The sequence below is a fragment of the Kocuria arenosa genome, from assembly GCF_042879215.1.
Lineage (GTDB): Bacteria > Actinomycetota > Actinomycetes > Actinomycetales > Micrococcaceae > Kocuria > Kocuria arenosa.
Genome location: NZ_JBHZTA010000006.1, coordinates 163,223 through 176,227, shown reverse-complemented (window position 1 = coordinate 176,227; position 13,005 = coordinate 163,223). Strand labels below are relative to the sequence as shown.

Here is a 13,005-nt window from a genome sequence, read left to right as displayed (position 1 = left end):
CGCCGGTGAGGTCAGGGACGCACTCGACGTCGACGCCCCCTCCGGACGTCCACCGGCTGGGTCGGACGCGGCCGGTGGACGTCCGGGAAGCGGACGTCACCCGTAACGACGGACTTCGTGGAAGAAGGAGTCGATCGTGTGCAGGCCGACGGTGTCGGCGACCGTGTCGTAGACGTGCTTGCCCACCGCGAGGTCGAGCACTCCCAGGCCGAACGGCGAGAAGACCACCGGCCGGTCCGCCGGCACCTCCACGGCCCCGGTCATGACGTCGTACAGCGTGCCGGCGAGGAAGTCCCGCGAACCCGTGAGCTGCTCGGTCAGGTGCACGGACGTCTGGGCCTTCAGGCAGTGGTCCACGTCGTCGACGATGTTCGTGGCGGCGAGGATCACCTCGGGCCCGAGATCGCGCAGCGAGATGTGGAGCACGATCGGGTGGTGCTCGAACCACGACGGCTCGGTGACGTGCGGCTCTCCCGCCGTGGTCGCGAACACGACCAGGTCGCTCGAGCGGACCAGTGACTCGGCGTCCTCGTGGACGGTGACCGTGCTCTCGGGCGCGGAACGCTCGAGGTAGCCGCGGAAGCCCTCGCAGCTGCCCGGCAGCAGGTCGAAGACCCCCACCTCGTCGAAGTCCCACCCCGTGTCCGCCAGGAACGCGTGGACGAAGCGGGCGATGAGCCCGACGCCGAAGAAGCCCACCCGCGTGGGTCGGCCCCGCTTCCGGCTGAGCCAGTCCGCCGCCAGGGCCGCGGAGGCGGCGGTCCGGGAGGCACTGATGATGGAGCTCTCCAGACAGGCGAAGGGGTAGCCCGTGTCGGGATCGTTGAGGATCAGCACGGCCGAGGCCCTCGGGATGCCGTACTCCACGTTGGTGGGGAAACTCGAGATCCACTTCAGTCCGTCCACGGCGTCGGGCCCACCCAGGGAGGCCGGCAGCGCGATGATCCGCCCTGTCGGGCGCTCCGGGAACCGCAGGAAGTACGACGGCGGGTTCACCGTCTGTCCGGCGCCGTGCAGCCGGTAGGTGTCCTCCACCAGCGCGACGATCTCCGCCCGGTGTCCCTGCAGCGCCTGGTCGACCTCCGCGCCGGAGACGACCGCGAAGGACGGGATGGCCGGCCCTCCACCCGGGGCGTCCTGCATCCGATCCGTGTCGGGCTTGGCTGTCAGTGCCATGGTCCCTCCTCCTTCGGGGCCGCGCCCTGGAGCGGGACCGGGTCGCTCATGGCGACGAGGATCTCCCGTTCGCCCTCGTACGGCTCGCGGCTGTGCGCCGTCCGGACGTTGTCCACGAGCATCAGGTCGCCGGCACGCCATGGCTCGCGCAGCGTGTGCGCCTCGTAGATCTCGTTCAGCATGGCCACGACGTCCTCGCCGATCGGGTCGCCGTTGCCGAACGCCGTCGTGAACGGGAGGCCGTCGTGCTCGTACATGTCGATGAGGTACTCGCGGACCTCCGGGTCGATCGTCCACTCGCTGAGGAAGGCGACCTGGTTGAACCAGCAGCGCTCCCCGGTGACGGGGTGACGGACGATCGCGGCACGGCGCTGACGCGTGCGCAGGCCGCCGTCGGGCCGCCACTCGAGCTCGATCCGGTTCTCCGCGCAGTAGCGTTCGACCGCTGCGCGGTCGTCCGTGCCGAAGGCGTCCGCGACGGAGGCGCCGATCTCGTCGTTGTAGCTGCGGATCAGCATCCAGCCGTCGCGCTCGAATCGCGCGACCAGGTCCGCGGGAAGGGCGCGCAGCACCGCCTGGGAGTCCGCGACACCGGTCACGCCGCCGGCGGCCGGGGCGGTGAGGCAGGCGAGGAGCAGCAGTCCGGGGGCGTGGAGCGTGTAGCTCAGCTCGTGGTGCATGCACATGGGCTGGTTCGCCGGCCAGGTGGCGGAGGAGTACACGCCCGGCTCGTAGGACCTGCGGGCGGCGAAGGCCTCCCGCTCGGTCATCAGCTCGGAGCCGACGGCCCGGAAGACGGCCGCGACCTGCTCGGGGTGGGACAGCCCGAGGCCGCGCACGAGAACGGCCCCGTGCCGGGCGACGGTCGCCCGCAGCGCGTCACGGTGCTGCTGGGCCCAGGACACCGGGTCGCCCGGTGGAGAGACCAGGGCAGTGGCCGGCGCACCCGGGCGCGCGTCGACGTCGAGCTCCGGAGGAGCGGATGTGGCGGACATGGTGGTTCCTTCCGGTGGGATCACGGTGCGGTGGGTGAGCCGGCCGCGGCGGACCTGGAGTCCAGCTCCGTGGCGAGGTCGGTGAGGACCGGGTGGCTGAGGAGGTCCTTGAGCGAGACCTTCCGATCCAGGGCGATGGCCAGCCTGACAGCGGTCAGCGACGTGCCGCCGCGCTCGAAGAAGTGGTCACGACGGTCGATCCCGTCCTCCGGCACGGCGAGCACGCGCGACCACGCCGCCGCCAGCCACTGCTCGGTGGGGGTGCGCGGAGGCTCGAGCGAGCGGCCCTCGGGCTCGACGTCCGCAGCCAGTGCGGTGAGGCGCTTGCGGTCGATCTTGCCGTTGGCCGTCAGCGGGAGGGCCGGCTGCCACTGGAACACCTGCGGGACCATGTATCCGGGCAGCGACCGCGCCAGGCGCTCGCGCAGCGTGCCGGAGTCCAGCGGCTCGGGCGCGTGGTAGAAGGCGACCAGGTGCTTGCCCCGGTCCGGTCGCTCCGCCACGACGACCGCCCCGTCGCGGACTCCGGGAACCCGCAGGAGGGCGTTCTCGATGTCGCCGATCTCGATGCGGAACCCGGAGATCTTGACCTGGTTGTCCCGCCGGCCCAGGTACTCCAGTCTGCCGTCCGGAGACCAGCGACCGTAGTCACCCGCCCGGTAGAGCCGTGCGCCGTCCACGTAGGGATCGGTGGAGTACGCCTGTGCCGTCCGCTCCGGGTCGTTGACGTACCCACGGCCCACGCACACTCCGGAGAAGGCGATCTCGCCGGGTGCTCCGAGCGGCACGAGCCGCTGCCGCTCGTCGAGGATGTGGATCCGGACGTTCGGGACCGGCCGGCCCAGTGGCACGTGATCGCCCGCCGGCGCCGCGCTCATCACCTCGTGGTTCGTGTCGTCCGAGGTCTCCGTCAGCCCGTAGGCGTTGACGAGCGTGACGTCGGGCAGCACGTCGAACCAGCGGCGGACCAGCTCCTGCTTCAGGGCCTCCCCGGTCGCCGAGACGCTGCGAAGACGGGGCAGGGCGCGGGGTCTGCTCTCCAGGTAGGCCACCACCGCGTCCAGGTACGAGGGGACGACCTGGAAGACGGCGACCTGGCCCTGTTCCACCGTGTCGACGAACCGTTCGACGTCGAGGATCCGGTCCTGGCCGACGATGAGGGTGCGGCCGCCGACGAGCAGGGCCGAGACCAGCTGCCACAGGGAGATGTCGAAGCACTGGGGGGCGCTCTGGGCCACGACGTCGCCGGGGCCGATCCCCAGGTCCTCGATCTTGGCGTACAGGTGGTTCAGCATCCCGTCGTGCTCGCACATCGCGCCCTTCGGTTCACCCGTGGAGCCCGAGGTGAAGTAGACGTAGGCGAGCTGGTCCGGACGCACCTCCAGGCCGATATCGTGGGCGGCGTGTCCTTCGGCCTCGACGTCCTCGACGAGGAGCTTCGTCACGGCCGGCATCCCGGCGAGCGCTCCGTCCAGCGAGGTGGTACTGCCCTCCTCGGTCAGCACGGTCCGGCACCCGGCTCGGGTGAGCGTCCTGGCGATCCGGTCGGAGGGGAAGTGCGGTTCGAGCGGCAGGTAGGCGCCTCCGGCCTTGAGGATGCCGATGACGGCGGCCATCCACTCCAGGTCCCGCTCGGCGACGACCGCCACGACGTCCTCCGCCTCCAGTCCGCGCGCGAGCAGGGCTCGGGCGAGCTGGTTGGCGCGGGCGTTGAGCTCCGCGTACGTCCACTGTCGCGTGTCCTGGACGGCCGCGAGGCGCTCGGGATGCTGCCGGACGCGCTCCTCGAAGAGCTCGTGGAAGCGTCTCCGGGGCCGGGGCCGCACGGGCCCGGCCAGCTGCTCGAGCTGGAGGCGCCGCTCGTCCGGAGCGACCAGGTCGGCGTCCACGGGCTCCGCCTCGGGGCCGGTCACCAGGTGGCGGAGCGCGGTCAGGTGGTATCCGGCGATCCTGAGGGCGGCACCGGCGTCGAGGACGTCCCGTCGGTACCGCAGGCGGAGCACCTCGCCCCCGGTCACCTGCTGGAGGGAGACGCCGAGCACGACGCCCTCCGGCAGCTCGGAATCGGCGTGGTGGCGGGTGTCGAGGACCACCTCGTACCCCGCAGAAGCCTCCTGGTGCGGAGCCTGCCCCCGCTCGGACTGCTCGGCGCGGGCCTGGACCTGCCGGGCGTGCGCGTCGCGGACCAGGGCTCGCCAGGACCGGTGGCCCAGGGCGAGGTGGCACGGCCAGGTGCCCGTCGTGTCCGTGCAGCCGGTGGTGATCTCCGGTTCGCCCGACAGGGCCTGGAGCACCCTCGCGTGGGCCGCCAGCCAGATCGAGCCCGGGGCCACCTCCAATTCCTGGGCCAGGGACCGCACGGCGGTGCGCAGGTCCTCGGGCACCTCCACCTCGACCTGTGCCTGACCCGGCCGGCGGTCCTGCGTCCACCGGGGGATCTGCGTCGGTGCGGTACCCGGGCGGGCGGGACGGTCGCGGGCCGGATCCGTCGAGTGGTCGGCGACGGCCCGGCAGGTGAGCGCACGGGTGGTGGTCATGACATGGGCCTTTCCGGGGCGACGGGGGACGTGGTGACGGCACGGGCCTCGACGGCCGGGTTGCCGCCCCACAGGGAGCCCCGGGTGAGGGTCGTCCCCTTCATCACGAAGGAGTCCGTGGCGACGACGACGCCGTCCTCGACGGTCGCACCGTAGTGGACGAGTGCGGCGACGCCGAGCGTGACGTCGTCACCGATGACGTCCTGGTCGGACTTGAACATTCCGTCCTCCTGGGAATGGCACTGGATGTTGGTGCCGATGTTCAGCGTGCAGCGGGAGCCGATGGTCACCAGGCTCCGCTCGGGGATGGAGCAGCCGTCGTCGAAGACCCGGCTCCCGATCCGCACGCCCAGCAGGCGCCAGACCAGCGGCTTGAACGGCGTCCCGTTGAGCATGGTCATGCGCCAGGCCACGATCTGCAGCTTCCAGTACCGCTCGTGCCACCAGAAGTAGGGGTTGTAGATCGAGCAGAGCTGGGGTCGGAGCGCCCGGGACCGCGTCACGATCTGCTCGATGCCGACGGGGACCAGCACACCGAGCAGGAGCATCACGACGAACGACGCGGAGAAGGCGAGGAAACCGAACCGATCGGACACCTCGAGGGCGGCGAACGCGACCACCATGGCCAGAGAGGCGTTGAGCCACCGCACCAGCAGGAAGAGGGCCATCGTGCGCAGGTTGTGCTTGTTCTTGGCCGAGAGGGCCCGGTGGAGGAGGGCTGGGTCCGCATGCTCCTCGAGAGGGGCGTCCCGCAGGACCGAGCGGGGGATCTCGAACGCCGGTGATCCGAGCAGACCCACGTCATGACGCACCGGTCCGTCGACGGGGACCATCACCTTCGTCGCGAGCAGACAGTTGTCCCCGGTCCTGGCCCCGGCCGGGTAGAGCACGAAGTTGCCGAGGAAGCTGTGCGCGCCGATCGCCACCGGACTGACCGTGAACGACGTCGCCGAGTAGTCGGTGTTCATGAACGACACCCCGTCGGCGATCATCGTGCCGGTGCCGATCGTCGACAGGTACGGATTGTCGTGCTTGAACAGCGTGCCCAGGTTCGAGCCGGTCTGCTGGACGTGCGGCTGGTCGTACCCGAGGGCCCGCACGTAGTTCACGACGTACGAGCTGTCGCCGAACAGTGTCCCGAGCATGGGCCTGTTGGTCAGTCTCTCCACCGCTCGCTCTGCCGCGTGCCGCAGTCCGAACAGCGGATACACCGTGTCGGGCTTCAGCGCGAGCTGGAGCACCCGCGGCACAGTCGTCGTGACGAGCAGAGTCACGATCGTTCCGCCGAGGACGCCGACGCCGGCGAAGGCGACGGCGTCGGCGTAGAAGACCCAGTTGGTGAACGCGTCAGGATGCGATTCCAGGAGCGCGGCCACGCGCGGAAACGCCAGAACGGCCAGGATCATCGTCAGTCCCAGCATGACGCGGCCCAGCGCGAGCGTGGCCAGGAGCTGTGCCGCGGCATACACGGCGCGCCGCCCCGGGCGGTAGGGCGCGGCGGCGACCGTGCCGAAGTCCGTCTCCGTGCGCCTGCCCGGCGAACCGTGCCAGTGCTCGCCCCCGGGCACGACCTGGCCGGTGTACAGCGTGGAACGGTGGCCCAGCTGGGAACCGTCTTCCATGGCCGTGTCGACGTCGAGGACGCTGCCCTCGCCGACGATCACGTCCCGGCCCAGCGTCACCGCACCGATCTGGATGACGCCGCCGTGGGCCCGGTAGCCGTTGGCGTAGACGTCCTTGCGGATCACCGTCCCCTCCCCGATCGTGAGCATGTCGGTGCAGACCGGCAGGTGAGTGGTCAGGATCGTCACGTTGCGGCCCACCCTGGCGCCCATGGCCCGGAGGTAGAAGGTCGTCAGGGGGGAACCGGTCATGAGCGCGAGGGGCGAGGTGCGCATCAGGGTCTTGACGAGCCAGAACCGGAAGTAGGCCAGGCTCCAGATCCGGATCTCCCGGGGCCGGAAGCGCCCGATGAGGATCCACTTTCCCGCCACCGGCAGGATGCACAGCAGCAGGAAGGTCGCCGCGCCGAGGGCGACCGACCGCAGGTAGAGCTCCCCGAAGCCCATCCCGTGGCCCACCCAGTGGTGGTTGCCCGGCCCCGCGGACGGAAACACCCACAGGTATCCCACGACCGCGACCGCACCGGCGAGGAGGCAGTAGCCGAGGTAGACGAGCACCTGCAGGACGCCACAGGTGACGTACTCCCACGTCCGTGCGTCCATGGGTGGCGGCGTCCCCGGCACCGAGGCCACGACCGGATCGGGCTCCTGCGGTCGGTCCTGCTGCGAGGCGCCGTGCAGCGCAGCAGCGAGGGCGGAGACACTCGGATTGCTGTAGACGTCCTTCATGGACACCGCCGGCAGGTCCGGCTGCTTGCGGACCCGGGCGCAGAACCGCGCCATCACCAGTGAGTCCGCGCCCAGGTCGTCGAAGAAGTCGGCGTCCACCGGCACCTGCTCCACGCCCAGCACCCCGGTCAGCACCTCGGCCAGCCGGTCCCGCACCGCCGCCGGCACCGGCTCCGGCGGCGCCAGGGCCCCGGCCAACCCCGTGATCGTCGGGTGCTGGTAGACGTCCTTCATGGACACCGCCGGCAGGTCCGGCTGCTTGCGGACCCGGGCGCAGAACCGCGCCATCACCAATGAGTCCGCGCCCAGGTCGGCGAAGAAGTCGGCGTCCACGGCGACCTCGTCCTTCTGCACCACCGAGGCGAGGAGATCGGCCAACCGACGCTCGAGCGGCAGGTCCGCGCCGGTCCCCTCGTCGGCCGGTGCGGACGGGAGATCGCGCCTCGTGGGGACCGAGATCGGAGGGAGGGGAGACGCCGGGGGGGCGTCGGCGAGCTTCTTCACTGCGAGAGACTCCTCGGCGAGGAGGTGGCCGCGGAATCGGTCACCGGTGTGGTTGCCGCCTGCCGACGCCATGACACTAGGTGAGGCGGTCGGCCCGGAGCGGCCGTCGAGTCGGAGCCGGCGAGCGCCTCGGCCCCGAAGTGGTCGAGGACCCAGTCCGGCTGGTAGATGGTGTCCAGGTACGGGCGGCCCAGGTCGGGAGAGATGGCCACCGCGGTGACGTCCTCGGCGTGGTGGTCCGCGAGCCACGTCATGGCGCCGTGGACCACGGTCCCGGTGGAGCCGCCGAGCAGGAACCCGCGCCCGGCCAGGCGGTGGCAGGTGCGCACCGTGTCCAGCTCCTCGACCATCACCACGTCGTCGATCAAGGACTCGTCGAGCTGGGGCGGCCGCACGCTCATCCCGAGCCCGGGGATCAGACGGGTGGCCGGCCGGCCGCCGAACGAGACCGAACCGGCGGCGTCGACCGCGACGATCCGGACGTCGGGCCGGTGCTCCCGGAAGTACCGCGCGCAGCCCATCAGCGTGCCCGTGGTCCCGGCCCCCACGAACAGCACCTCGAGCTCGGGGAACTGGGCGTCGATCTCGGGGGCGGTCCAGCGGTAGTGCGCTCCCCAGTTGCCGGGGCTCGTGTACTGGTTGAGCCAGACGTACCGCTCGTCGGACTTGCACAGCTCCCGGACGTGGTTGAGCCGGGCGCCGAGGAAACCGTCGACGGGATCCGGCTCGGTGACCAGGTCAACATGCGCCCCGAGCGACTCCATGAGCTGCCGGGTCGCGGGGTTGCAGCGCGGGTCGATCACGCACACGAAGCTGTACCCCTTGCTGGCGGCGATCATGCTGAGCGCGACGCCGAGGTTCCCGGAGGAGGACTCCACGAGCACGGAGCCGGGACCGACCCTCCCTTCCCGCTCGGCCCGCTCGACCATCTCCCTGGCGGGCTTGAGCTTGATCGAGCCGGCGAAGTTGAACCCCTCGATCTTCAGGTAGAGGCGGCGGCTCAGCACGCCCTCCAGGTCGATGAACAGACTCTGCTCGTTGAACAGGTGCGGAGCCTTGATGATGGTCATGGTCTTCCTCGTTCTCTCGCCCTGCGCTCGGTCCGTGAGGACGGCGCGGGGACGGCGGTTCACATACGGGTCGGCTCGTCGCTCGAGTGACGGGCACCGCAAGGACCCTCTTCTCGGCATGCCGATCGACGAGGGCTCCGTCCTGCGGGGCGCCGCCTCGACGGATCGGTGCAACGCTGCGCTGTGAGCCCGGAGCGATCGACGGCTGTGAGTCCCCCACTCGCGGCAGGAGCCGCGGGACAGTGGTGCCAGCCGCGAAGGCGGCGGTCGTGACTGCTCAGGTGGTTCTTCTCATGGGTCTGTCCCATCCGGTGGAGAAGCGAGATCCGCTTTGCGACTGGTGCTGGCTCCTGGCGCGTTCCCCCGAACGCCCGTTGGGCTCTGTGTATGGTTCGACGTCACCAAAGTAATCCCAGGTCAGGGGGCCTCTACCAACATTTGCAAAGATGACGGACACGATTCGGACACGGCCCCGGTGGAGGCCCGGATGATCGCGGAACCGGCTCTCCTTGTCAGCGCCGGAATCCGGGTGCTGACAACTGCACGTGACGGACGATCCTGACGTGATGGAGTGCTGGGTCCGGAAGGTGCTTCGATCCGAGATCTGGTCGAAGCACGGCACAGGGCGAGTGAGGTGTTCCCCGCTCTCGCCGGACCCTGTTCTCTGAAGGGGGCCCGACATGCTTCAAGGGTGACCGACGGATCAGACGTTGTAGTCCGCCTCCGGATGGAGAAATCCTGTCCACCGGTGGTTGTACGCGGTGAGGACCGTGGGGGCGCGGCGCCGGCGTCGTCGTGCCGATGTGCTCGGATCGGATCAGACCGGATCGGCCCGGATCAGATCAGGTCCGACGGGACGCGGACGGTCAGCGCCGCCCGCGACTCCGCACGGTCCGGACCGAGGTCCGGGGGAAGAGCCAGGTCCAGGATCCGCCACCCGGCCACGGGCCGCCCCGGGACGGGACCCGCCCCGACCTCGTCGACGGAGGGGTCGCGGAACAGTCCCGAGCCCATGGCCTTGAGCAGTGACTCCTTGCGCGCCCACACCGTGGTCACGGCGGTCGGCCGGTCCGCGGCGGGCAGGACCTGCACGGCGGCGATCTCGGCGGGGTGGAGCAGGGGGATCACCTGCTCGGCGTCGACCGGGTCCTGGAGGTGCTCGACGTCCACCCCCACCTCGCGCTCGGCGGTGGCCACGAGCACCAGGTCGCCGCTGTGCGAGAGGGAGAAGCGCAGGGCGTGGTCCTCGAGCCGCGGCTTGGGCCGGGGCCCCCGGGCGGGGACGGGCGGTCCCAGGCGCAGCGAGGCCGGGGCCGCGCCGGTGCGGGCGGCGAGCACGTGGCGCAGCACGCAGTGGGCGACCACGAACCGCCGCCGGTCGGTCTCGCGGCGGAACGCCGCGGCCCGGGCCCGCTCCTCGTCGTCCAGGCAGTCCCGGACCGACTCCGCCCAGCCGGCCAGCGGGGCCACGCGGGCGAGCACCACCCGCACGTCCGCGGGGGCGCCCGCCACCGGCAGCTCGACCGCGCCGGGCACGCCCGGCGGGACCTTCGTCACAATGACGGGCTCACCGGGACCGGCCGGGAGCGGCGCACGCCTCGAGGTCCTCGAGCAGGCGGTGCCGGTTCCCGGCGAGCGGGTGGTGGCCGCCCGGGTACTCCCGCCGCTGCACGGGTCCGGTGCTGACCGGGCGCCAGGCGTCCATGCCGGCGTCGTCCACGGTGTGGTCCTCCGTGCCGCGCAGCAGCAGGAGGGGCGCCGCGACGGGGTCGGGCAGCCGGTCGTGGGCCATCGAGACCCGCAGGTCCGCGCGCAGGGCCGGCAGCTGCAGGGCCAGCAGCTCGGGGTTCGCGAGCACCGCCTCGGGGGTGCCGCCGAGCTGCCGCAGCCACCGGGCGAGCGCCTCGTCCGCGCCCGGGTGCTGCGGGTCGAGCCCGGCCCGCAGGTCCTCGTCCCCGTCGTCCGCCACGCCCACGGCGCCCGGCGCGGACTTCGCGGACAACGCGAGCAGCGAGACCCGGATCCCCTCCCGGTGCTCGAGGAGCGAGGCGAGCTCGGCCGCGACGGACGCGCCCATGCTGTGGCCCAGCACGACGAGCGGGACGTCCGAGGACACCCCTGGGGACGATGCGGTGGACGACTCCACGGTCGCCCCCGAGGACGTGACCGCCGATGTCTCCGCCGACGCCCACGGGGCTGCGGCGACGGCCTCGGCCGCCTCCGCGGCGAGGGCGGCGATCGAGGGGGCCGCCGGCTCCCGGAAGCGGTTCTCCCGTCCGGGGTACTGGACGCCGAGCACGTGCACGTCCTCGCGGACCAGGAACCGCCAGTAGCCGGCGGCCGCGCCCGAGGGCGGGCAGCAGAGCACCCGCAGCCGCGGCGCCCGGGCGGGGGCGCCGGTGCGCAGCCGGTCCTGCGCGGAGAGGTCCACGAGGCAGCGCCCGGGGGCGCCGGTCGGTCGGGTGCTCATCGGGGCCGGGCCGCCCGCGTCAGGAGATGGTCGCCAGGACGGCGCCGGCGGAGACGGTGTCGCCGGGGCTCACCGAGAGCCCCGAGACCGTGCCCGACTTGTGGGCGGTCAGCGGCTGCTCCATCTTCATGGCCTCGAGCACGAGCACGAGATCGCCCTCGGCCACCTCGTCCCCGTTGTCCACCGCGATCTTCACGATGGTCCCCTGCATCGGGGAGCTCAGGCTGTCGCCGCTCGCCGCCGGGGTGCCGCCGCCGCGCGCCGAGCGGGACTTGCGGGGCTTCGCCGCGGTCCCGTTGGGCTTGGCCGTGCCGGACAGGGCGGGAAGGACGACCTCGAGGCGTTTGCCGGAGACCTCGACGACGATCGCCTGGCGCTCCTCCGCCTCGGGCCCGGCCTGCGGGACGCCCTCGAACGGCGGGATGGTGTTGTCGAACTCGGTCTCGATCCACCGCGTGTGCACGGAGAACGCGGTGCCGTCCGCGGGGGCGAACGCAGGATCGGCGACCACCGCGCGGTGGAAGGGGACCACGGTGGGCATGCCCTCGATCCGCAGCTCCGCCAGCGCCCGGCGGGAGCGCTCGAGCGCCTGCTGCCGGGTGGCCCCGGTGACGATGAGCTTGGCGAGCATGGAGTCGAAGTTCCCGCCCACGGTCTCGCCGGCCTGCACGCCGGAGTCCACGCGCACGCCGGGACCGCCGGGCAGATCGAGGGCGGCGATGGTGCCGGGGGAGGGCATGAAGTGCCGTCCGGGGTCCTCGCCGTTGATGCGGAACTCGATCGAGTGGCCGCGGACCTCCGGGTCGTCGTAGCCGAGGGCCTCGCCGCGGGCCAGCCGGAACTGCTCGCGCACCAGGTCGATGCCCGTGACCTCCTCGGACACGGGGTGCTCGACCTGCAGGCGGGTGTTGACCTCCAGGAACGTGATCGTGCCGTCGCGGCCCACCAGGAACTCGCAGGTGCCCGCGCCCTGGTAGCCGGCCTCCCGCAGGATCGCCTTCGAGGACGCGTAGAGCAGGCGGTTCTGCTCCTCGGACAGGAACGGCGCCGGCGCCTCCTCCACGAGCTTCTGGTTGCGCCGCTGCAGGGAGCAGTCGCGGGTGGAGACGACGACGACGTTGCCGTAGGCGTCTGCCAGGCACTGGGTCTCGACGTGCCGCGGGGCGTCGAGGAAACGCTCCACGAAGCAGTCGCCGCGGCCGAACGCCGCGGTGGCCTCGCGCACGGCGGACTCGTAGAACTCCGCGATGTCGTCGCGGTCGCGGACCACCTTGATGCCGCGGCCACCACCGCCGAAGGCGGCCTTGATGGCCAGCGGCAGCCCGTGCTCGTCGGCGAACGCGAGGACCTCCTCGGCGGAGGTGACGGGGTCGGTGGTGCCGGGGACCTGCGGGGCGCCGACCTTCTCCGCGATGTGCCGGGCGGCCACCTTGTCGCCGAGCTTGGCGATGGCCGCGGGCGGGGGCCCGATCCAGGTCAGCCCGGCCTCGAGCACGGCCCGCGCGAAGTCGGCGTTCTCGGACAGGAAGCCGTAGCCGGGGTGCACGGCGTCGGCGCCCGAGCGGGCGGCGACGTCGAGGATCTTGTCGATCACCAGGTACGAGTCCGCGGCGGTGGACCCGCCGAGCCCGTACGCCTCGTCCGCCGTGCGCGCGTGCAGGGCGTCCCGGTCCGGGTCGGCGTACACGGCCACGGAGGCGATGCCCTCGTCGCGGGCGGCGCGGATCACGCGCACCGCGATCTCGCCGCGGTTGGCGACGAGCACCTTGGTGATGGGGCGGATGGCGCCGTCCGCGGGGTTCTTACCGGTCACGTCTCACTCCTTGTCGAATCCTCCGATGCACTGTATTCCCCGCCGCGAGCAATCGCCCAACCACCCGGCGGTGGACCCGAAATGCGTCG

At 71.8% G+C, this 13,005-nt stretch carries 8 protein-coding genes; all 8 read right to left on the bottom strand.

The window, feature by feature from the left end; translation table 11 throughout:
* Nucleotides 1-96 precede the first annotated feature (96 nt).
* The 8 genes from sbnB to ACFYE3_RS12005 all read right to left on the bottom strand — a co-directional run bounded on the left by sbnB (nucleotide 97) and on the right by ACFYE3_RS12005 (nucleotide 12,916).
* A complete protein-coding gene (sbnB, locus tag ACFYE3_RS12040) occupies nucleotides 97-1,176 on the bottom strand; it encodes a 2,3-diaminopropionate biosynthesis protein SbnB (RefSeq protein ID WP_387609397.1) in 1,080 nt (359 codons plus the stop codon).
* Entirely contained in the window at nucleotides 1,167-2,171 is a 1,005-nt protein-coding gene (locus ACFYE3_RS12035; RefSeq protein WP_387609395.1) for a TauD/TfdA family dioxygenase, read from the bottom strand. The genes sbnB and ACFYE3_RS12035 overlap by 10 nt, the downstream gene beginning before the upstream one ends.
* A 20-nt stretch (nucleotides 2,172-2,191) precedes the next feature.
* On the bottom strand, nucleotides 2,192-4,708 hold the full coding sequence (locus ACFYE3_RS12030; protein WP_387609393.1) for a non-ribosomal peptide synthetase: 2,517 nt from the start codon (nucleotides 4,706-4,708) through the stop codon (nucleotides 2,192-2,194).
* Nucleotides 4,705-7,563: a Pls/PosA family non-ribosomal peptide synthetase gene (locus ACFYE3_RS12025; RefSeq protein ID WP_387609392.1), complete on the bottom strand. Its 2,859-nt coding sequence runs from the start codon at nucleotides 7,561-7,563 to the stop codon at nucleotides 4,705-4,707. The genes ACFYE3_RS12030 and ACFYE3_RS12025 overlap by 4 nt, the downstream gene beginning before the upstream one ends.
* Nucleotides 7,560-8,633 (bottom strand): 2,3-diaminopropionate biosynthesis protein SbnA, encoded by a 1,074-nt coding sequence (sbnA, locus tag ACFYE3_RS12020; protein WP_387609390.1) that lies wholly within the window; start codon nucleotides 8,631-8,633, stop codon nucleotides 7,560-7,562. Before sbnA ends, ACFYE3_RS12025 begins: the two co-directional genes overlap by 4 nt.
* Nucleotides 8,634-9,470: 837 nt before the next feature.
* Nucleotides 9,471-10,190, bottom strand: coding sequence for a 4'-phosphopantetheinyl transferase family protein (locus ACFYE3_RS12015; RefSeq protein ID WP_387609387.1), 720 nt, complete (start codon nucleotides 10,188-10,190; stop codon nucleotides 9,471-9,473).
* 10 nt (nucleotides 10,191-10,200) lie between these two features.
* Complete coding sequence (locus ACFYE3_RS12010) at nucleotides 10,201-11,103, bottom strand: thioesterase II family protein (RefSeq protein WP_387609385.1); 903 nt, start codon at nucleotides 11,101-11,103, stop codon at nucleotides 10,201-10,203.
* Nucleotides 11,104-11,122: 19 nt separating this feature from the next.
* The gene (locus tag ACFYE3_RS12005; protein ID WP_387609383.1) at nucleotides 11,123-12,916 is read right to left on the bottom strand and encodes an acetyl/propionyl/methylcrotonyl-CoA carboxylase subunit alpha; all 1,794 of its coding nucleotides are present in this window, start codon (nucleotides 12,914-12,916) and stop codon (nucleotides 11,123-11,125) included.
* Between the last annotated feature and the right edge of the window lie 89 nt (nucleotides 12,917-13,005).